The sequence below is a fragment of the Shewanella carassii genome (genome assembly GCF_019670705.1).
GTDB classification, from domain to species: Bacteria; Pseudomonadota; Gammaproteobacteria; order Enterobacterales; family Shewanellaceae; genus Shewanella; species Shewanella carassii.
In genome coordinates this window covers 1661776-1682267 of record NZ_AP024618.1, presented here as the reverse complement: position 1 = coordinate 1682267, position 20492 = coordinate 1661776, and the positions used below count along the sequence as shown (strand labels likewise).

The following is a 20492-nucleotide window of genomic DNA, read 5'->3' as shown; positions in this document are numbered from 1 at the left end:
GATGGTCGGGCGATACCCGAGTAAAAAAGGGCCATAAAGGCCCTTTTTTTGATTGGCTTACTTAAGGTTGGCAAGCAGCATCTGGTTCATCAAGCGGATAAACTCAGATGGGTCGGCCAGGCTGCCCTTCTCTGACAACATTGCCTGTTGCAACAACAGGTTACTCCAGTCATTAAAGCGGCTTTCGTCTGTCTCGTCATTGAGCCTGGCCACCAGCGGATGCGTCGGGTTCAGCTCAAATGTTGGTTTGACTTCCGGCACCTGTTGGCCAGCGGCTTGCATCAGCTTGATCATCTGGCTCGACATCTCACCTTCACCGGCCACCACACAGGCTGGAGTGTCGGTCAAACGCATGGTCACCCGTACATCCTTGACCTTATCACCCAGCGCCTCTTTGATACGCTTGAGCAAAGACTCGGACTCGGCCGCCAGTTTTTCCTGTTCGGCCTTTTCATTCTCATCTTCCAGCTCACCGAGATCCAGCTCGCCGCGGGTCACAGAGTGCAGCGCCTTTTCCTTGTACTCGGTCAGATGGTTGATGAGCCACTCGTCGATGCGGTCAGACATCAACAGCACTTCGATGCCCTTCTTGCGCAGCAGTTCCAGATGCGGACTGTGAGCAGCTGCCTCATAGCTGTCGGCAACAATGTAGTAAATCTTGCTCTGGCCTTCTTTCATGCGGCCGATGTAGTCGTCCAGCGATACGGTTTGCGCCGCGCTGTCATTATGGGTCGAGGCAAAACGCAGCAAGCCGGCGACACGCTCGCGGTTGCTCCAATCTTCTGCCGGGCCTTCTTTCAGTACCTGGCCGAACTCGGCCCAGAACTGCTGGTACTTGTCGCTGTCGTCTTTTGCCAGTTTCTCCAGCATGCCCAGCACCCGCTTGGTAATGGCCGTGCGCATGGCTTGAGTCACCTTGTTGTCCTGCAGTATCTCACGTGAGACGTTCAGCGGCAGATCGTTGGAATCGATAAGGCCTTTGACGAAACGCAAGTAAGAGGGCATAAACTGCTCGGCGTCATCCATGATAAATACACGCTGAACAAAGAGTTGCAGACCCTGCTTGCGATCCCGGTTCCAAAGGTCCCATGGCGCCTTGGAAGGAATGTAAAGCAAGCTGGTGTATTCCTGCTTACCTTCGACCCGGTTGTGACTCCACAGCAGAGGATCGCTGAAGTCATGGGAGATATGCTTGTAAAACTCCTGATATTCCTCATCGGAAATCTCAGACTTGTTGCGGGTCCAAAGCGCGGTGGCCTTGTTCATCACTTGCCATTGACCTTCGGTGGCCGGAATTTTTTCACCATCAGGGCCTTCGGACTCGGGCGAACCTTCCTGCCACATCTCTACCGGAATGGAGATATGATCTGAGTACTTGGTGATGATAGAGCGCAAACGCCAGTCATCGGCAAACTCTTTTTCCTCTTCGCGCAGATGCAGAATAATCTCGGTACCGCGGCTTTCTTTGACTATGTCTTCAACGGTAAAGTCGCCTTCACCGGCAGACTGCCATTGCACGCCCTCATCGGCCTTGTGACCGGCGGCGCGAGTTCTTACCGTTACCTTGTCGGCCACAATAAAGGCCGAGTAGAAACCCACACCGAACTGGCCAATCAACTGCGAGTCTTTGGCGGCATCGCCGGAGAGGTTTTTGAAGAATTCTGACGTGCCAGACTTGGCAATGGTACCCAGATGCTCGATAACGCCGTCACGGGTCATACCAATACCATTGTCTTCAATGGTAATAGTGCCCTTTTCCTTATCGGTACTGATACGTACCCTGAGCTCACCATCACCTTCATAAAGCGCGTCGTTGGTAAGCGCCAGATAACGCAGTTTGTCGGCGGCATCGGCGGCATTGGATACCAATTCACGCAAGAAAATCTCTTTGTTGGAGTACAAAGAGTGGATCATCAAATGCAAAAGTTGTTTGACTTCAGTTTGAAAACCATGAGTTTCTTGATGTGACATGAATAGCTTCCCTTGTTTATCGCAATAGGTTAAACCAACTTGAGTTGCTTAACTAAATGGGGATGCGATTTTCAAATTCAAGGGCAAAAATAGACAGACTGATCATAGTCGTAGAAAAAATAGCCCCGCATAAGCGGGGCCGGTATTCACAGAAGGCTTATTCAACCTAGCTTCAGAGCGGCATTCGCCCATTGAACGACAATGCCAGGGTAGTGCTGTCAACATATTCCAGCTCACCGCCTACCGGAACCCCATGAGCGATACGGCTCACCTTGACTTGGTAGCGATGGGCGATATCGGCAATAAAATGCGCCGTAGCATCGCCTTCCACAGTCGGGTTGGTGGCCAAGATAAGCTCAGCAATCTCACCTTTGGCCAGATGCTCTTCCAGTAGCGCCAGTCCCAACTCCTCAGGTCCGACACCATCGAGCGGCGATAGATGCCCCAGCAGCACAAAGTAACGACCACTGTAATGCCCACCGGCTTCGATAGCCAACACATCGGCCGGCGTTTCAACCACGCAGATGGTATCGGCATTGCCGCGCCGCGGACTAGCGCAGATGGGACAAAGCGTTTCCTCGGTGAAGGTGCGGCAAGACTGACAATGCCCCACCTCTTTCATGGCCCGCTCCAACGCTTCAGCCAACTTGAGCCCGGCTTTACGCTCGCGCTCAAGCAGTTGAAACGCCATCCGCTGTGCCGACTTAGGGCCGACACCGGGCAAACAGCGCAGCGACTGGATCAATTCATCAACCAATGGGCTGAATTTCATCTGTTATTCCGACTCAGAATGGCATCTTCATGCCAGGAGGCAATTGCATGCCACCTGTCACTTCGGCCATCTTGGACTTTTGGTTCTCTTCAACACGACGGGCCGCATCGTTACAGGCCGCGGCGATCAGATCTTCCAGCATCTCTTTGTCGTCTTCCAGCAGGCTGGGATCTATCTCGACTTTGCGAACATTGTGGCTGCCGGTCATGGTGACTTTCACCAAGCCTGCGCCTGACTCACCTGTGACTTCCATGCGGGCGATCTCTTCCTGCATTTTGGCCATTTTTTCTTGCATCATCTGGGCTTGCTTCATCAGGTTGCCCATACCGCCTTTTCCAAACATAACTTTATCTCTTCAATTCAAGTTGTGAGTAACAGGTCAAAGTTGGCTAATGTTACTGAAATAAACCCGCTTGGCAATCCAAGAGTCGCATTGAACGGCAATCTTATGAAGCGGGTAACATCCACCGGCCCTAGGGCGCCTTGTCTGCAATCAAATTAGCCCGTTGACTGAGCAGCTCAGGGGGATAGCCGAGAGTATCCTGATCCAGTTCGGCCCCCATATGACTAACAAGCCATTGAATATTTTCGTCATTCATCAATGAAGCATGAGCCCCGCTCAGGAGTTCCTGATGAAAACGATGACGAATTTCCAACGGCGTTTCCCTTTGGTCATCTACTCCTACGACAATCTCTGTGCGGCAAGGTTTCCCAAACAGTTTGGAAAGCGCCTCTTCGAGCTGTTTGATGGCCGAATCTGCCGCCAAGTGCTTCTGATCCGGCTTGAGCAGCAAGGGCAGCGGTTCAGCTATCCGTTCACAGACTGAGTTTACCGCCAGTTGCCGCACCCGGCCGCCAATCTCCAGCGCGGACATCAATTTATACCAATAGAGATCCTGTGGATGGCCGCTGGGCAGAGCATGGGCAAAGACATCCGCGGCCCCTGGGTCTAGTGCTAAGCCCGGTTCGGGAGCGGGCCGAGCCTCAGCGTTTGCCACAATGTTTTGACTTGGCGGTTGCCTAATCGCTTTTGCAGGTTCTTGTACCGGCTCTTCTATCGTCTGTGGTGCAGCGTCCTGTACTGTCTGCGGCGCGGGATGTTGTGCTTGTGGCTCAGGCACAGACTCAGGTTCAGCTTGTGAGAAAGCCGCATTTTGAACCGTTTCACTGTCTTCCATCACCTCGCGACCCGCTGCAACCGCACCCTCTGGGGCCTCTTCCCATGGCGGCCTATCTTCCTTGAGCGCCGCGACATGACTTGGGCCAGATCCAAAAGGCATTTCCCCGGCGACAGGAGTTTGCGTTTCTGCTTGGGAGGGCTCAGAGCTGTTTCCTTGCTCAAGACCATTATGCCGCTCAGGGTTGTTTTCTGACTCTGCTTCCGCTTCAGGCTGAGTAGCCGCTACAGCATCGGACTCAGGAGCTGCGGCCGCGCTGCGGCGCTCCAGCAAAGGCTTTTTTTCTTCACCGTCCTTGGGGCTGGCCGCCTCTATATCGCTGAGCAGCAAATCCCGGGTAGCAAGCACCTGATCGAGCAGATCATCACCCAAGATGTCATCGCTGGCAGATTCTATGTTGGCATCGGCAGGCACTGACTCGCTTGATGGCTTACTTGGCAGCGATACTTCGGAGGCACTCTTGTCGGCAGCGGATGGCATCTGACCGTCCATCGACATCTGCTGCTGATAAAAATCCAGGCTGCTATCCTGCCCTTCACCTTGTTGTGAGTAGCTCATGGCAGCGTAGAAGTCATCCTGGGACTGCTGCTCATCGCTAATAACCGAGGTTTCAGCTTGTGACACTGGCTGGTGAGGCTGAGCTGCAGCCGGTTGCTCTGCTGGCTGAGACTCGGCCACTTTAACAGGCTCAGAGGCCTCATTCCCAAAGCCCATGCTACCGGCCTGGGATAACAGCAGCGCTTGTTCGGCCAATAAGGCCTGTTCGTCTGCATCTTCGCCCTCATCGGCAGCCATCTGTGAGTCAACACTGCTCGCCTGCATCTCAGCCGCCGAGCTTACCTGTGTTGGCATCTTGGCAGCTTGCGGCTTCTCGACTTGCGCTTCGACAACCCGGCTTGTAACAGATTGAGCAGAGGCGGCTTGAGGTTTTATCTCATCGGCGTTATTGCTTGCCACAGCTTGATTCATCGCCCCTGCAGCTGCGGGGGCACTATTGCTGTGTTCCAAGGTGGATAGATCGGCGACTTCGCCCCTTTGCCAACGTTTGGGTGGTGTTTCCGGCACAAAGGCAACGGCTCTGAGTAACGCCATCTCCAGCCCTGACTTGGGATCCGGTGCATAAGGCAGCTCTTTACGACCGCTGAGCAGCAACTGGTAATAGAGCTGCACCTGCTCGGGGGCGAGGTTTTCAGCATAATGGGTAATTTGGGGGCCGAACAGCGACAGATTGGCCGCCGCCGGTGAAAACTGACTCAGGGTTATCTGATGCAAGAGCTCCAGCAGGCTGCGCAGCACTTCGGCAGCATCGGCGCCAAATGCCAGCACCTTGGCCACCTCCTGCATCATTTTGGCGATATCACCTGTAAGGAGCGCATCAAACAGCGCCAGCACCTGGCGCTCATCTATGGCGCCGAGCATGGTTTGGACCTGCTCCAGCATCACCTGCCCGGCCCCAAAGGCGATGGCCTGATCGGTCAGACTCAGGGCATCACGCATACTGCCGTTGGCGGCTCGCGCCAGAAGCGTCAGCGCAGAGGTTTCAAACTTGAGGCCTTCGCTTTGCAAAATATGCTGCAGCTGACCAGCCATCTCAGTCTGATCCAGGCTCTTTAGGTTAAATTGCAAGCAGCGGGAAAGCACTGTCACCGGCAGCTTTTGCGGATCTGTGGTGGCCAGCAGGAATTTGACGTGCTCTGGAGGTTCTTCCAGTGTCTTGAGCAGCGCATTGAAACTGCTGCGGGACAACATGTGCACTTCGTCTATCAGGTAAACCTTGAACCGCCCTCGGGTCGGGCGATACTGAACATTGTCAAGCAGTTCGCGGGTATCGTCTACCTTGGTACGGGAAGCGGCATCGACTTCGATAAGGTCGACAAATCGCCCTTGGGCAATTTCCTGACAGGCGCTGCATTGGCCACATGGCTTGGCGGTGATCCCGGTTTCACAATTGAGCCCTTTGGCGAACAGGCGCGCCAAACTGGTCTTGCCGACGCCGCGGGTACCGGTAAACAGATAAGCATGGTGCAGTCGTTGCTGACTCAGGGCATTGGTCAATGCATGCAATACATGTGATTGGCCGACTACCTGATCAAAACTGGCAGGCCGCCATTTCCTGGCTAGTACCTGATAGGACATGAAACTCCCCAAAATCCATAAAAATATCTTTGCGGGAGCAAGCTCCGCGGATCGTAAAACAATAACATGAGGTATGACTTCATGCTACCGAGATGACCCGCAAAGCGGCAGGGCTGAGCTTTTATTCGCCTTCAAACTCGCACAGTTTGACTAACTCAAGCCCATGTTCGGTCAGGCGTTGTTCACCACCCAGATCAGGCAGAGAAATGATAAACGCTGCATGTTTGGCCTCGCCTCCCAAACGACGGATAAGCTTAACCGTGGCTTCAATGGTACCACCGGTTGCCAGCAAGTCATCAATAACCAGTACCTTGTCACCCGGTACTATGGCATCGACATGCATTTCCAGGGTGTCGTGACCATATTCCAGCTCATAGCTCTCGGCTATGGTTTCTCTTGGCAGTTTGCCGGGCTTACGCACAGGAACAAAGCCCACACCTAGTTCCAGCGCCAGAGGGGCCCCAAAGAGGAAACCACGGGCTTCGGTACCGACAACCTTGGTAAAACCATGATCTTTATAATGATCCACCAGCAAGCGAATGCTCAATTGGTAGGCAACCGGGTCTTCAAGCAGACTGGTCACATCGCGGAACAGGATCCCGGCTTTTGGATAATCCGGAATGGTTTTAATGCTTTGCTTAATCAGGCTTAAGCTGTCGGAGTTCATTGCCATAGTCTCAATACTTAGTTTCCAGACACTGGGCCCGGCTCTTTACAACAAAAAAGTCCACGCAAAGGTGGACTGCATTTCAAAAATCCGGCTAAAGCTTAAGCCGCTTTAATCCGCCATGCAACAATCTCTGTTGATAAGTGATCCAGGAGTTGTTGCTTTGTGTCACAGTTCAACGGTTTTCTCCAAAAGCCGCTGACTTGTGACATATCCATACTGGCGGCGACCTTCTCTTGGCTATGGGTACTGAGTACCACCACAGGCAGCTTGGCATAACCATCGAGTTGCCTGAGCAGCGGGATGAAGTGCGGCCCGTCGAGCAAAGGCATGTAAAAACCGCTGATCACGGCATCAAAAGTTTGCCGTTCGGCGCAGACCAGCCCCTGCATGCCATTGGTGGCCAGCGTACAGTGCCAACCTTGGCTCTGGAACAGTTCTGCCAAGGCCTGTTGACTGATGTTATTATCATCAACAAGCAAAATATTGAAACTCATGAAGTTTCCCTGGTAGTTTCAAGGCGCGCCAAGGCTACCCCAACTGAATGACAAAATCACGACAAGTCGGCGTTTTTGTCTACAGGATCACTCACTATCTTCCAGCTCAGGAATTTGCCACAGAAATAACAACAAGCAGATGCCGCAAACGGCCAGCAAGAGCTTAACCCACCCAAGCGGCACTAAGGCAATACTGAGGGAAAAACTGGCGCCCGTTATCAATAAAGCCTTTCTTTTTAATTTCTTACGCATGGCCTTTCGAGCATGCCAGTCGTTGAGAGGCTGGGCGAACCAAGGATGGCGATGCAGCCAGTCGTGCAATCTTTCACTGGAGCGGGCAAAGCAGAAGGCGGCCAATAAAATAAAGGGAACTGTCGGCAACACAGGTAAGACGATGCCGAGCAACCCCATGCACAAGCTCAGGATCCCCGAGATTAAAAAGAAGCCCCTTTTGATAACCATCCGCTTTCCTTTGGAAAATCGATCGCTCCTAAACAAAAGCCACCGCTGAGGGTGGCCATTGTAGCAAAAGCGGGATCTTACTGCTTCAGATCAATCCCACATGCTTCAGCCAAGAAAGACTGGCGGGCAATGTAGGTAACAGCATTACCAGAATAAAACCAAGAAAATACAATATGTTGAATGGGTCTTTAAACGGCTGACTCATGACAGCTCCTCTACTTCCAGGGCTAGTTTGGCAGTGATCTTAATCACAAAACCGCGCCATTCTAGCCCTTTATCACGCCGATAAAAACCATGTTTTTTCAATGGGATTAGCCAAAAAACCACAACCTGGCGTTTTACAGGCACTTTGCCCCATACCTGAACCCCAAGAATAACATCATGAGTCCTCCCCTGCTCGGGCTATAGTCGACACATATAATAGGCCTCAAGGTGGGTATTCAGTGTCTGGTTATATAGCCGCAGCCACTCGTTTACGAATAATACCCAGCGCCGCCAATTCCATTAGCGTAGTGAGCGCCCCTTGATAAAGCTGCTGCTCTGGGAATGAGGGAAATGTCTCTACGAGCCAGGAAAGCAACCGGCTAAAACTCATTGGCGTTTGCTGCAATTTGGCCAGCAACTGCGCCGTCATGGGGTTGAGCCTTAAAAAGCACACCTCCTCTTCCCGATCACGATAAACACAGAAAAATACCGGGGTGGCCGCCACCGAATCCGGGCGGAAATCAGGGCTAATTCTATCTACCTCAAACTGATATTGCGCCACTCTGGCGGTGGCTGCCAGCTGCAATTTTGTGGTTAGCTGTTCAAGCGCCTGAATGTCAGCCTGCTTGAGCCAAGGCGCCGAATCATCTTCGGCCACAGAGACCTGCAGTTCCAAGAGCTCGTAGTGTGCCAATTCCAGCATAAAAGGCATGACATCCAATGCACTTGCCTGCTCACGGCACAGATAGTCGAGAAACTCGGCGGCGATATCGATAAACAGCGGACTTTGACATTCATGGCGGGCAAAAAAATCCTTTACCAACGCCAACCACTGCGCCTCAGTGTGCAGCGACTTGAGAACCGGATAAGCATTGGAGACAAAGCCATTGACATTATTGAAAAAAAGCTCGCGATATACCTGCATATGCCGTTCATCGGTGCCGGCCGGCAAAGGCATATCTTCCTGCCGCAAATAGGCCACAAAAGCCTGCTGTAACTGGGCCAAGGCCATTAAGCTCTCCTCTGTTGCGCAAAAGCATCCAAGGCCTGACGTTGTAGCGAGTCTATCTGCCTCAACTCCTGGCACAAGACTCGGGTTTCGGGAATATTAAAGTCCCGCTCCAGCAAGGTAGGATGCACCCCGTGCAATCGATAACACTCTGCCAGCAGTTGCCAGACAGGATCGATAATATCGGCGCCATGGGTATCGATAATCAGATCTCTATCCTGTTGATAATGGCCGGCAATATGCAGGTAAGCGATGCGCTCACTGGGCATCGCCGCCAGAAAAGCTGCAGGATCATAGCCATGATTAACCGAGTTGACATAGATATTATTAACATCCAGCAACAGACGACAATCCGCCTCTTCCAACACGGCGCAGACAAACTCTTGCTCTGTCATCTCGGCGCCCGGCGCGGCATAAAAGGACACGTTTTCCAGAATCAATGGCCGCTCTAGAATCGTTTCAACCTGTTTGACCCTGGCACTAACATGTCGCACAGCTTCATAGGTAAAAGGGATTGGCATCAAATCGTACATATGCCCATCGGCGGAGCAATAACTTAAGTGCTCTGAATAGACATCTATCTGGTGCAAATCGAGAAAGCGCTTAATCTCCTCGATAAACGCCAAATCCAGTGGATCCGGGCTACCGATGGAGAGACTGAGCCCATGGCAATAAAAGGAATGCTTTTCGGTCAATTGTCGAAACTGTTTGCCAAACTTACCGCCAAGACGCATCCAGTTTTCCGGCGCGACTTCAAAAAAGTCGGCCTCCCTCGGTGCTGCCTGACAAAACTCGGCCAACATCTCCCGCCTAAGCCCCAAACCGACACTGTTATTCATAAATAATTACCGCCTTGTGGTTTCAGACAGGGCGCAATGCGCCCTGCACTATTCAGCTTCAGTGGTTACTACCGCACTTGCCTTCCTTGACTTTGTTGGCTTCTGCCTTGGCTTTATTCTCTTCGGCTTTAGCTTTGCCTTCGGCTGAGTGCATCATGCCTTCACCGCACTTACCTTCACCGCACTTCCCCTCAACGGCCTTATTCACGCCCTCACCACACTTGCCTTCGGCAGCCTTATTCATCCCCTCACCACACTTGCCTTCACCGCATTTGCCCTCACGGCTTTTTTGTTCGGCTTCTTTGACTTTCTTATCGCCACATTTGCCTTCGCCACACTTACCTTCATTACCAACCAATTGATAACCGGCTTCCATAGCCTGAAAACCAAAAGGATTGACTTGAGCTTCTGCCGCGACGGCGCTGCCGGCGATAACCATACCCAAAGCGGCTGCTACTGTAGTTGTCTTGACTGTCTTCATTATCTTTCCTGCCTTTGCTCATAGAGTTGTTACGAGTGACCGGCCTCAATGACCGGCTTGCACTATCAGACCCGAGGACAGCAGAATCTATTTCACATTTTCAATCACGGATCACAGTTTTTATCCAAACGCCTTGATAGGACGAGATTCAGTAAAATAGTAAATCAAGATAAAATCAAGCGGTTAACCGGAACAAATCTTAAACAGGTCTTGGCCTTTCAAGCCATGGATTGGTGACGAATGGGATTTAAGGTAGAATGCGCCACTTTCTATTTCAGTCAGGCCTTAAACACGTGCGTATTATTCTCGCCCCTATGGAGGGGGTTGTTGACAATCTGATGCGGGAGCTACTCTCGGCGATCAACCCATATGATCTGATGGTCACTGAGTTTGTACGTGTAGTCGATCAGCTGTTGCCAGATAAAGTCTTCCATCGCCTTTGTCCCGAACTATTGCAAGGCGGCATGACCCTCAGCGGTACGCCGGTCAGGGTACAACTTTTAGGGCAAGAGCCTGGTTGGATGGCCGAAAACGCCTTGAGGGCCATTGAACTGGGCTCCCAAGGGGTAGATGCCAACTTTGGTTGTCCGGCCAAGATGGTTAACCGCAGCAAGGGCGGTGCCGTATTGCTGCAATACCCGGAACAAATTCACAAGATAGTCAAAGCCATGCGCCAGGCGGTTCCTGCGCCCCATGAGGTCACAGCCAAAATTCGTTTGGGATTTGAAGACAAGAGTCTGTTTATGGAAAATGCGCTGGCGATTTATGAAGCCGGCGCCACTGAGTTAGCCGTCCATGCCCGCAGTAAAAAAGACGGTTACCGTCCACCGGCTTACTGGGAATATATCACTGAAATTAGAGAAAAATTACCCGTCCCGGTGATCGCTAACGGCGAAATATGGAACCGGGAAGATGCCCTGCGCTGCATGGAAGTAACGGGTTGCGACAGTATCATGGTGGGCCGCGGTGCCATCTCTCTGCCCAATTTGGCGGATCACATCAAAAACGATGCCCCACAATATAGCTGGCAGCAAACTCTGGCTCTGCTGATGAGTTATAGCCAAAAAGAGCTCAGCGGTCGCAAGAGTTGTTACTATCCGGCACGAATAAAGCAGTGGTTCAGTTATCTTAATCGCCAGTATCCACAAGCCGATGCTTTATTCAGAGAACTGAGGGTACACAAGCAAACCGATGACATAGTGGCCACGCTAAGTCGGGCTTACCGGGAAATAGATGACAAGATGTGAGCGATTCTGACAATTTTGTCGCTGAAGACAGAAAATGTCGCCCTGAATTGATCTTTATCATAGTGACATTGACTCGGCTGTTTAGACTGAATGACCGTAGACTCTATCTTTTACAGGCAATTATCAGTGAGTAGCTCCCATATCAGACAAGCATTGTCGGCGTTAGAAATCGATCTCAGGAAAGAGATAATGGCGCTCGGACCTCATTGGGATCCTGAAATATCTCTCAGTGATCTGATTGAAACCATGACCCAAGCCGATCTTTGCAAACACCCACTCTATCACAAGCTGTTGCGACTGGATGCCGCGTTGTGCCAACTGGATTTAGGACTTTACGGTCTTTGCGCAGACTGTGAAGCAGAAATCGAGTCACATCGACTCGTTAAAGATCCGACCGAGCAGCGCTGTGAACGTTGCCACGAGCAATATAAACATGAACACAGACAAGAGTTGAGATTGAACCACTGATTGACATCAGGCGTAATGAAGGCAACCCAAGAGGTTGCTTTTTTGTGTTTGTGTTTTTTACTGCCCCATTAAAGCACTGCGGCCCCATCGGACCACGGTGAAGCATAAAAATGCCCCGCCAAAATGGCGGGGCTAAGCCGTAAGGGAGGATCGGCGTTTTATCAGAACTTCTGATTGATGGTCACAAACCAGGTACGGCCCAGTACGTCGTACAAACCTGTGTTAACGTCACGGAAACCATCATAGCTATACCAGGTGGGTGCCTCTTCATCGAACAGATTGTTGACACCCAGGGTAATAGAGCCATTCCAGTCGTGGGCATAACTTACCTGGAGGTTGTGCTTAAAGTAACTTGAGATATCAACAAGATCAGGATTCTTATAGATCTCTGCGCCCGAGTCTTGACTACCTATGTAATAAACGGCCCAGGCAGCTCCCCACTTGTCATAGCTCCAGTTGACAGATGCACTGCCTCGCCATTGAGGAAGATCCTGCAAACCCGCTTCATCAAAGAAGTCCGAGGTAGCATCGGCCTTGGTCTTGTACTCCAATACATGAGTCATTTCCAGCTTCATGCGGAAGTCACCCACACCAGTGGCCAAATTGTAATTGGTAACAAAATCAACCCCTGAGGTTTCCAGCGCACTCAGATTACGGTATTGGGTATGAATGGTCTCAATCTTGCCGTCACTGCCACGCACTATATATTGCGAACCACCGTTGGCGATTTCTTCACGGATGAGATCATCAACGTCCACCACTTCAATCTTGTTGTCATAACTGATGTCGTAGTAGGAGGTTTCGATACTCCAATCGTCGGTCACGTTCCAGACAAAGCCCAGTGTCAGAGATTCACCCTCTTCCGCTTCCAAGTTGGGGTTACCACCGTAGAAGGTTTTATGCTGCTGGTTATTGGCACAGTAGTTTTCATCTGAATTTTCGGCGCACCACAGGGTATCTAAAGCATATTCAAAACTCAGTGCTTCACCAGCAAACATTTCACCCATGTTAGGAGCACGGAAAGACTCACCCCAGCTGGCACGCAGCAACAGAGAGTCTATCGGACGCCAACTGGCAGAAAGCTTGGGCACGACAGAATCAAAAGTCGAAGACACATGGCCAGAAGCTATGTTGCCTTCCTGCTCATAACGCTCATAACGCAGCGCGGCAGACAAGTCGATATTGTAAGGCAATGAAGATTGCAGCTCTACGTAACCCGAACTACGGTCACGAGTAGCATCCACATCATCGCCACCCGAACCACCAGAGATAATACCGGCGGCAGATTGCGGATCGCTCAGCTGCGTAAACTCGATCATTTCATACTCGGCACCGACAACGGCCGCCAGCGTAATGCCATTGCTGTCATACAACATGCCGGATAACAAACCATCAAATTGAGTGCTGTTGAACTGGGCCTGATATACACCGGTATGAGCGGCTTGACGATAGAGATCTGACATCTGCGCATTCCAAGCTTCATAACTCATGCCTGTCGTATTGAAGATATCGTACTCACCTGTATCGATCAGATCTTGAACTATGTTGTCGTTGATCAGATTGTAATTAAACGAGTCTGTAGTAGAACGAGTATGCTGAGCATTGATTTCCCAATCGATACCATTACCCACATCCCAGTACCCCACCAAGCCGGCCAGGAAGTCGATAGAATTGGTTTCGGTAGTGGTATCTCGCGGCCCTATCTGCGCAGAACGCATATAAACCGTCAGATCCTTATCTACCGGATTCATCACGTTATCGGCTGCCATCACGGGCAGATTGGTTGAGACCGGTGTACCAGCATAACGGGTATTGGTTTCACTAAAACTGGCAGAGGCGCGACCACGGAACTGGATATCTTCACTCAACTGATAGTTGAAGTTAGACAAGATACTGTTACGGTTAACGTTACCAAATAGCTTGGTCACTGAACCAGGATCATACAGACAACGTGAAGCGGCTTCCTGAGTCGCCCCGACCTGAGCGCAGGTTTCCGAGTTATAGTAAAAGTCGTAAATCTCCTCCCCTTTCTCATCCAACAAGCCGGTGTTGTATAAACCGTTTGGTGAAGGACTGAAAGTACTGCCGTTGTTCAAGAACCAATCGGCACCACCTTCATCCCACAGATCACTGTCATATACGGAAGTGGTGTCATAGTGCTCAAATGTCACCGTAATATTGCCTTTTTCGGTGCTGTAACCCGCCGCTACCGAAAAGCGTGAAGCATCGCCGCCTTCTACATCCGGGGATTCACCAGTGTAGTTAAGCTCGACCCCTTCAAAGTCTTTCTTGATAATAATATTTATTACCCCGGCAACCGCATCTGAGCCGTAAACCGCAGAGGCACCGTCGCGCAGGATCTCGATTCGCTCAACAATGGCCATTGGAATGCTGGAAGTATCGGCAACGGTTCCAGAGCTAGAACTGGTGCCAGGCATACGGCGACCATCAAGCAGAATAAGCGTGGCCTGAGAACCCAGACCACGCAGGTTAACATCGCTGGTTGCACTGGCACCGGCACCATAACCGGACATACCACGCCACGAACCAAAACTGTTGATACTGGCGTTATTCAATACGTCGGCAACAGAGGTCTCACCGGTGACTTTAAGATCGGCGGCAGTAATAACGGTCACAGGTGAAGCCGTTTCCATATCCACTTGCTTGATACGCGAACCCGTCACTTCAATACGTTCGACCTTTTTACTATCGACCTCTTCGGCAACTGCATAATTACTGAATGCAACTCCCGTAACTGCCGCAGCAAGTAAACCGCGACGAACTGCCTTCGCAGTTAGACTAATGGAATTCATATTTGTCTCCCGGATGTTTCCTTCACATGAAATATCTGATTATTTTTGTTTTGAAAGTCGTAAACAATCACAACTCTATTAACAATATTCCGTAAACAAAACATTTAGGTCAACACCATTTATAAACAAATTCCCAACAAGTTACCATTTGATACATAAGCACCAACAGAGGAACACGAAAAAATCAATAATACCAATAAAATCATCTGGATATGTCAACAATGGATACAAGATACAAAGAGATAACACATGTATAAAAATGGTTAAATATATTTCAAATAGTAAATAGCAAAATAAATTTAACCCAAACAAACCAATAAAAACTTTCTAGACAAAAATGTATCGATATGCATCCATCTACAGATTCAAAAAATCAATCTAAATCCATACGTAAAGCACAAAAAAAGCCGGCTTATTAGCCGACTTTGAAACACAACACAAATTAAATACTATTTAATTCGAACAAGCATAGTTCCGCACTGATGTAGTCTTAAACTACATCAAGACGCCAAAATTAGAACTTTTGATTATACCGAATATAATATTCTCTACCCATTGGGTCATACAAATCAGTGTTATAACCTGGGAAGCCCATGCGCTCAGTAAAGGCAGGCTCTTCATCAAACAGGTTGCGAATACCGAGACTAACCTTACCATTCCAAGGTAAATGGTAACCGGCCTGAGCATCAACTATCCATTGGCTATCGGTTTTGCCATATGAAGAGTCTTCTTGACCATCTGTGTACCTTGCAAACAGTGACGCATCCCACTCGTTGTATGTCCAGGTGTTGCTTAAATTGACTCGGAATTCTGGCTGACCAGTTTCTCCAACAACATCTTTCATTGGAGCCGATGGTCCCTCTTTCTCTTCCCATTTGAGAACGTAATTGGTCTCAGCCTTGAAAACAAAGTCACCCACTCCAGTCTCGAGTAAGTACCTGATATTGAAGTCAAGGCCTGAAGTTTTCAAGGTGCCCAAGTTCATCTTCTTCAGAACCATGTAATCGATTTCACCGTTGGCATTCCGATACAGCATACCGCTTACATCATAGCCGTCACGTTCGAGGTTCAGTACATCTTGAGAAGACATAGTTGTGATAACGTCATCTATTTCGATGTCATAATATGAAAGCTCAAAATCCAGTGAGTCGGTGACATTCCATACGACGCCAAGAGATAAAGAGGTGGACTCTTCAGGATCCAACTCCTCATTTCCTTGGTATTGTGCACGATATTGAGCTTCACCACACTCAGCGACACCAGCACTACATCCCACCCAGTCGGTTGCCCAAAGATAAGTTTCAGATGCAGTCGCATACATGTCATCAAAGGTAGGTGCTCTAAAGCCAGTGCCGTAGGACGCACGAAGCAACAGAGAGTCAACAGGACGATAACTCAGTCCAACTTTTGGATTAAAAGTACTGCCAAAGTCACTGTAGTCATCGAATCTTGCCGATAACTCCAGATCCATATTGTCCATCAGCGGCAACATAGACTCCATGGAAATTGAGGTTACTTCACGACTCTTTCCACGAATGTTATCGCCCCCAGAAGTACCGATAATATTGCCTAAATTAGAGCCAGCATCATTGAACTTATCATATTCAGTTCGCATGAACTCTACGCCAAGAGCCAAAGGAACTGTCCCCGCGGGCATGTCAAAAAGATCAAAGCTGATACTACCGTCTACACCATAGGTTTGGACTCGGCCGGTAAAAATACCGGTATGAGCAGCCTGCTGTAATGCCTTCTCATTATCACCTTCCTGGTAACCGGCTCCCGCAGCAAAATAATCCAAAGTACCATTGTCGAGCATTTCTTGGATCATCTTGGCATTGGCCAATCCGGTTTGGACAGTGTTTACATCAGAGCGAATCCATTGAGCACCTAGGCTCCAATTCATTCCGTCTAAAACATCACTATAACCTTCCAAAGAAGTCAGTACGTTAATATCTGTATCTTCAATTTTAGTAATACGGGGACCGAGTGGCACAGTTCTCATCCGGAGGCTAATATCATCACCACCGATCAACTTACCATCAGCATCGTACTTTAACTGTCCTTTCAGGTAATCATTACCATATTGATTTACGGTAGCTTCGTAGATATCACTATTAGCCTCGGTCCACTTCAACACCGGGTTATAACTGTTGGGTGCAGCAGCATATTGGCCTTCAGTCCAAACTCTGCTCATCATCACTCGACTAATCCAGTTGATATCTTCGGCAACTTGATGGTCAACTTTCAAGAACGTAGAAAAACGCTCCTGCGATGCCATAGTTGCAGATTCTGCAGCAGCATTATAAGCGCAGACGTCACCAACTAAAGCCGAGTTACCTTCTCCACATCGACTATCGGCAAAACTCACACGTTCATAGGCACCAGTAGGCTTGCCATCATCATCGAGTATTGGCTTGGTCTTATCGATATAAGAACCTGTGCCTGGCCAACCATAAGGACTATATAGAGTTTCTGAATAGCTGCGATCAGCATCGTACAAAGGGGAACGGTTAAAATATTCGACTGATGCTACGATGTTGGTTTTTTCGCCAGAAGCCCCAAAAGTCATACGAACACTTGAGTTATCTGCACCACCGTGTTCAGTTGTACCAAATTCGGTGTCAACCTCGACCCCTTCATATTCTTTTTTCGTGATGATATTGATTACACCAGCAACAGCATCTGAACCATAAACGGCCGATGCTCCATCACGTAAAACTTCGATTCGCTCGACTGCGGCCATGGGAACCACGTTGAGGTTTTGAGTTCCGCCACCAAAAGCGACCGAAGACCCCATTCTACGCCCATCGATCAAAACCAGAGTTCTGGATGCACCTAACCCCCGCATACTCACTGTTGACTGAGATGACTGACCAGAGCCGAAACCGGACGCATCTCGAAATGAACCAAAGCTATTCTGAGAGAGATTGCGAACGAAATCTGAAACCGTTGCCATACCGGAAGCATCAATGTCAGCCTTACTGATCACGGTAACAGGTGAAGAAGTTTCCATATCGGTACGCTGAATCCGAGATCCTGTGATCTCAATACGCTCTACTTTCTCAGTAACCTGGGCATCATCGGCGGCGTAAGCCATTGTAGGGATTGATGTGGAAACAAAAGCAAACAGACTAAAGCGGATAGCCTTAGCGACTGCAGTCTGCGTTGACATATTCTCATTCCTTTTACAAAGCACGGTGGCAGGGAGGGAACACCGTGTTCTTATTCTATGTAATACTCAGCCCCCCAAACGAGAAACATACCAATAACAGCAACATTATCAATAACTTAAATGATAATAGAGTGTTAACCACTGGTTTAAATTGTAAAACACAATCCACTTATCAAGCCTGCGCTAATAATTTATTTACCGTACAGATGCGGGTAGTAGAGAACATGTATCACCATGTATCATAACGCATTGTTTACAATGCATTTTTTTTAATCGATAACCAAGGCGGCAGTTTTAACTGAAAATGTGATCCGGATAAAATTTCACTTCTCACAAAAGCCAAACAAAAAAGGAGCCATAAGGCTCCTTTTTATCTATTGACTGTTAATTAGCGAGTGCGAGGGCACAGCTCATCGGCAGCAAAGAAGTAAGCGATTTCGCGCTCGGCAGATGCCAGAGCATCAGAGCCGTGAACAGCGTTCTCATCGATGCTGTCAGCGAAGTCAGCGCGCAGAGTACCGCGGGCAGCTTCAGCTGGGTTGGTCGCACCCATGATTTCGCGGTTAGCCAGAACGGCGTTTTCACCTTCCAGAACTTGAACCATGATAGGACCAGAAGTCATGAAAGAAACCAGAGCACCAAAGAAAGGACGCTCGCTGTGCTCAGCGTAGAAACCTTCGGCTTGTTCTTTGGTCAGGTGAACCATTTTGGCGGCAACAATTTTCAGGCCGGCAGTTTCAAAACGGTTGTAGATAGCACCGATGTGGTTCTTGGCTACCGCATCAGGCTTAATGATAGAAAAAGTACGTTCGATCGCCATGACTAGATTCCTTAATCAGCGAGTTTAAAAATTCGCGCGGATTATACGAAATAATCGCGTCAAATCCTAATCTTATCTCATAAGCCCGTCAGTAAAAGCTGTGATACAAGCCAGGTGATTCTCGGTTCAGTGCCTATGCTTGAGCCACAAATAGCCGGCGCCAAGACAAATAAACAACAGCAACAAAGGCATAAATGGCGGGAAATGATGAAAAAGACCTATGCCACCGTGTCCTGAATGCGCAAGCACGGCCGGGGCAAATAATCCAAAACTACAGGCGAAAATACGTGTCATGACTCACCTCCAGAAAATCAGGGATCAACAATTTATTAACCGGATAAATATAGTTGACTCCTGATGGTGATAATTTGACCGAGATCAGCTTTCAGCCAGCGGGCGCTACTTTTCCTCTATCCAACATTGTTGCACGGCTTCGAGGATTTTTTCGCTGCAGTGTTTGGGATCATCATCGAAGGCTTCCAACGCCAATATCCACTCGTAAAGCTCAGGAAAATGCAGTTGCTGTGGATCCACATCGGGATGTGCTTCCAGCAGCTCCAAAGCCAAGTCCAATGAATCTATCCACTTGAGTCCCATGGTTACTCCTGCATCAGATAAGAATTGACTTTGAGTATAGCGCTGCAGAAGAGGGCTTTATAGCATTGATTAACACTTTCCATTGCCGAAATCAGGCTTCACTGGGCGCCTTCCCCTTGTGCCGCTGCTTAGCAATAAACTCGATGATGGCGCCGGCAACATCTTTGCCGGTAGCGGCTTCAATACCCTCTAGCCCCGGTGAAGAATTGACCTCCATCACCACGGGCCCATGATTGGAGCGTAAAATATCCACACCGGCAACATTCAACCCCATGGTTTTAGCGGCGCGCACCGCGATTGAACGCTCCTCCGGAGACAACTTTACCAGGGTTGCAGTGCCCCCCCGGTGCAGGTTGGAGCGAAACTCTCCCGGCAGAGCCTGGCGTTTCATGGCAGCAATTACCTTGTCACCAAGGACAAAACAGCGGATATCGGCTCCTTGAGCCTCTTTGATATATTCCTGCACCATGATGTTGGCCTTAAGGCCCATAAAGGCCTCAATCACGCTCTCGGCCGCCTTGCGGGTTTCGGCCAGTACCACCCCTATACCTTGAGTACCTTCCAAGAGTTTAATCACTAAGGGAGCGCCACCGACCATATCGATAAGATCCGGAATATCGCTGGGCTTATTGGCAAAACCTGTCACTGGCAGTCCTATGCCTTTGCGGGACAGTAACTGCATGGAACGCAGCTTATCCCTCGAGCGAGAGATCCCCATGGAGCTATTGAGTGTATAGGTCGACATCATTTCGAACTGACGCACTACAGCCGTGCCGTAGAAGGTAATGCCAGCGCCGATCCTCGGGATCACCGCATCGAAGGGCGGCAATTCAACGCCCCCTATATGGATACTGGACTGCTGCATGCTGATATTCATGTAACATTCCAGCGGATTGATCACCTGCACCTGATAACCCCGTTCTTGGGCGGCCTCCACCAAGCGGCGTGTGGAATATAAGGTTTTGTTCTGTGACAAAATTGCAATCTGCATCCCGGTCAGTATCCCGAAGAGTGAAAAAGACAGCGCATCATACGCCTGCCGTGTTGGAAATCAATCTCTGCATGCCAAGCATAGCAATAAAAAAACCGGCCTCTTGGGACCGGTTTTCAAAAGATGTCAGCACTTAGGGAAGGTGCCTTGAACGCCCATTGCTGTGCC

18 protein-coding genes are annotated in these 20492 nt (G+C 49.6%); 2 read left to right on the top strand and 16 right to left on the bottom strand.

Annotated elements, in window-relative coordinates; genetic code table 11:
• Positions 1 to 57 precede the first annotated feature (57 nt).
• The 10 genes from htpG to K5621_RS07700 all read right to left on the bottom strand — a co-directional run bounded on the left by htpG (position 58) and on the right by K5621_RS07700 (position 10216).
• The gene (gene htpG, locus K5621_RS07745) at positions 58 to 1971 is read right to left on the bottom strand and encodes a molecular chaperone HtpG (RefSeq protein ID WP_221050848.1); all 1914 of its coding nucleotides are present in this window, start codon (positions 1969 to 1971) and stop codon (positions 58 to 60) included.
• Positions 1972 to 2143: 172 nt separating this feature from the next.
• Entirely contained in the window at positions 2144 to 2743 is a 600-nt protein-coding gene (gene recR / locus K5621_RS07740) for a recombination mediator RecR (protein WP_100142352.1), read from the bottom strand.
• A 13-nt stretch (positions 2744 to 2756) separates the two neighbouring features.
• Positions 2757 to 3086 (bottom strand): YbaB/EbfC family nucleoid-associated protein, encoded by a 330-nt coding sequence (locus K5621_RS07735; protein ID WP_025011505.1) that lies wholly within the window; start codon positions 3084 to 3086, stop codon positions 2757 to 2759.
• A 130-nt stretch (positions 3087 to 3216) separates the two neighbouring features.
• A complete protein-coding gene (dnaX, locus tag K5621_RS07730; protein ID WP_221050847.1) occupies positions 3217 to 6057 on the bottom strand; it encodes a DNA polymerase III subunit gamma/tau in 2841 nt (946 codons plus the stop codon).
• Between the two features lie 121 nt (positions 6058 to 6178).
• Entirely contained in the window at positions 6179 to 6730 is a 552-nt protein-coding gene (gene apt / locus K5621_RS07725; protein WP_100142350.1) for an adenine phosphoribosyltransferase, read from the bottom strand.
• Between the two features lie 95 nt (positions 6731 to 6825).
• The gene (locus K5621_RS07720; protein WP_100142349.1) at positions 6826 to 7221 is read right to left on the bottom strand and encodes a response regulator; all 396 of its coding nucleotides are present in this window, start codon (positions 7219 to 7221) and stop codon (positions 6826 to 6828) included.
• Positions 7222 to 7308: 87 nt separating this feature from the next.
• A complete protein-coding gene (locus K5621_RS07715) occupies positions 7309 to 7683 on the bottom strand; it encodes a YbaN family protein (protein WP_221050846.1) in 375 nt (124 codons plus the stop codon).
• A gap of 451 nt (positions 7684 to 8134) precedes the next feature.
• The gene (locus K5621_RS07710) at positions 8135 to 8899 is read right to left on the bottom strand and encodes an HvfC family RiPP maturation protein (RefSeq protein ID WP_221050845.1); all 765 of its coding nucleotides are present in this window, start codon (positions 8897 to 8899) and stop codon (positions 8135 to 8137) included.
• Entirely contained in the window at positions 8899 to 9735 is an 837-nt protein-coding gene (locus tag K5621_RS07705) for an HvfB family MNIO-type RiPP peptide maturase (protein WP_100142345.1), read from the bottom strand. The genes K5621_RS07710 and K5621_RS07705 overlap by 1 nt, the downstream gene beginning before the upstream one ends.
• Before the next feature lie 58 nt (positions 9736 to 9793).
• Complete coding sequence (locus tag K5621_RS07700; protein WP_221050844.1) at positions 9794 to 10216, bottom strand: HvfA family oxazolone/thioamide-modified RiPP metallophore; 423 nt, start codon at positions 10214 to 10216, stop codon at positions 9794 to 9796.
• Between the two features lie 293 nt (positions 10217 to 10509).
• On the opposite strand from K5621_RS07700, the gene dusC reads away from it, so the two are divergent.
• Together dusC and K5621_RS07690 are read left to right on the top strand one after the other, a co-directional pair.
• Positions 10510 to 11463 carry a tRNA dihydrouridine(16) synthase DusC gene (gene dusC, locus K5621_RS07695; protein ID WP_221051150.1) on the top strand — a complete coding sequence of 318 codons (954 nt, stop codon included), beginning with the start codon at positions 10510 to 10512 and terminating at the stop codon, positions 11461 to 11463.
• A gap of 126 nt (positions 11464 to 11589) precedes the next feature.
• Entirely contained in the window at positions 11590 to 11931 is a 342-nt protein-coding gene (locus K5621_RS07690; RefSeq protein ID WP_100142343.1) for a TraR/DksA C4-type zinc finger protein, read from the top strand.
• A gap of 161 nt (positions 11932 to 12092) precedes the next feature.
• Here the strand turns inward: K5621_RS07690 and K5621_RS07685 are convergent, their stop codons facing one another.
• From K5621_RS07685 to rimK, 6 genes are all read right to left on the bottom strand, one after another.
• Positions 12093 to 14744: a TonB-dependent receptor gene (locus K5621_RS07685; protein ID WP_221050843.1), complete on the bottom strand. Its 2652-nt coding sequence runs from the start codon at positions 14742 to 14744 to the stop codon at positions 12093 to 12095.
• Between the two features lie 514 nt (positions 14745 to 15258).
• Entirely contained in the window at positions 15259 to 17916 is a 2658-nt protein-coding gene (locus K5621_RS07680) for a TonB-dependent receptor plug domain-containing protein (protein ID WP_100142341.1), read from the bottom strand.
• Positions 17917 to 18304: 388 nt separating this feature from the next.
• On the bottom strand, positions 18305 to 18736 hold the full coding sequence (gene ndk, locus K5621_RS07675) for a nucleoside-diphosphate kinase (protein WP_025011497.1): 432 nt from the start codon (positions 18734 to 18736) through the stop codon (positions 18305 to 18307).
• 126 nt (positions 18737 to 18862) lie between these two features.
• Positions 18863 to 19030, bottom strand: coding sequence for a hypothetical protein (locus K5621_RS07670; RefSeq protein ID WP_164489459.1), 168 nt, complete (start codon positions 19028 to 19030; stop codon positions 18863 to 18865).
• A gap of 105 nt (positions 19031 to 19135) precedes the next feature.
• Positions 19136 to 19333 (bottom strand): Fe-S cluster assembly protein IscX, encoded by a 198-nt coding sequence (iscX, locus tag K5621_RS07665; RefSeq protein ID WP_100142340.1) that lies wholly within the window; start codon positions 19331 to 19333, stop codon positions 19136 to 19138.
• 91 nt (positions 19334 to 19424) lie between these two features.
• The gene (gene rimK, locus K5621_RS07660; protein WP_100142339.1) at positions 19425 to 20324 is read right to left on the bottom strand and encodes a 30S ribosomal protein S6--L-glutamate ligase; all 900 of its coding nucleotides are present in this window, start codon (positions 20322 to 20324) and stop codon (positions 19425 to 19427) included.
• Positions 20325 to 20492 lie beyond the last annotated feature (168 nt).

Bases quoted from the DNA above. Each gene is read 5' to 3' on its own strand.
- K5621_RS07715 (WP_221050846.1), bottom strand. From the start codon at position 7,683: ATGGTTATCAAAAGGGGCTTCTTTTTAATCTCGGGGATCCTGAGCTTG.
- K5621_RS07720 (WP_100142349.1), bottom strand. From the start codon at position 7,221: ATGAGTTTCAATATTTTGCTTGTTGATGATAATAACATCAGTCAACAG.
- dnaX (WP_221050847.1), bottom strand. From the start codon at position 6,057: ATGTCCTATCAGGTACTAGCCAGGAAATGGCGGCCTGCCAGTTTTGAT.
- K5621_RS07700 (WP_221050844.1), bottom strand. From the start codon at position 10,216: ATGAAGACAGTCAAGACAACTACAGTAGCAGCCGCTTTGGGTATGGTT.
- htpG (WP_221050848.1), bottom strand. From the start codon at position 1,971: ATGTCACATCAAGAAACTCATGGTTTTCAAACTGAAGTCAAACAACTT.
- K5621_RS07735 (WP_025011505.1), bottom strand. From the start codon at position 3,086: ATGTTTGGAAAAGGCGGTATGGGCAACCTGATGAAGCAAGCCCAGATG.
- recR (WP_100142352.1), bottom strand. From the start codon at position 2,743: ATGAAATTCAGCCCATTGGTTGATGAATTGATCCAGTCGCTGCGCTGT.
- K5621_RS07680 (WP_100142341.1), bottom strand. From the start codon at position 17,916: ATGTCAACGCAGACTGCAGTCGCTAAGGCTATCCGCTTTAGTCTGTTT.
- iscX (WP_100142340.1), bottom strand. From the start codon at position 19,333: ATGGGACTCAAGTGGATAGATTCATTGGACTTGGCTTTGGAGCTGCTG.
- apt (WP_100142350.1), bottom strand. From the start codon at position 6,730: ATGGCAATGAACTCCGACAGCTTAAGCCTGATTAAGCAAAGCATTAAA.
- K5621_RS07685 (WP_221050843.1), bottom strand. From the start codon at position 14,744: ATGAATTCCATTAGTCTAACTGCGAAGGCAGTTCGTCGCGGTTTACTT.
- K5621_RS07705 (WP_100142345.1), bottom strand. From the start codon at position 9,735: ATGAATAACAGTGTCGGTTTGGGGCTTAGGCGGGAGATGTTGGCCGAG.
- ndk (WP_025011497.1), bottom strand. From the start codon at position 18,736: ATGGCGATCGAACGTACTTTTTCTATCATTAAGCCTGATGCGGTAGCC.
- rimK (WP_100142339.1), bottom strand. From the start codon at position 20,324: ATGCAGATTGCAATTTTGTCACAGAACAAAACCTTATATTCCACACGC.
- K5621_RS07670 (WP_164489459.1), bottom strand. From the start codon at position 19,030: ATGACACGTATTTTCGCCTGTAGTTTTGGATTATTTGCCCCGGCCGTG.
- K5621_RS07710 (WP_221050845.1), bottom strand. From the start codon at position 8,899: ATGGCCTTGGCCCAGTTACAGCAGGCTTTTGTGGCCTATTTGCGGCAG.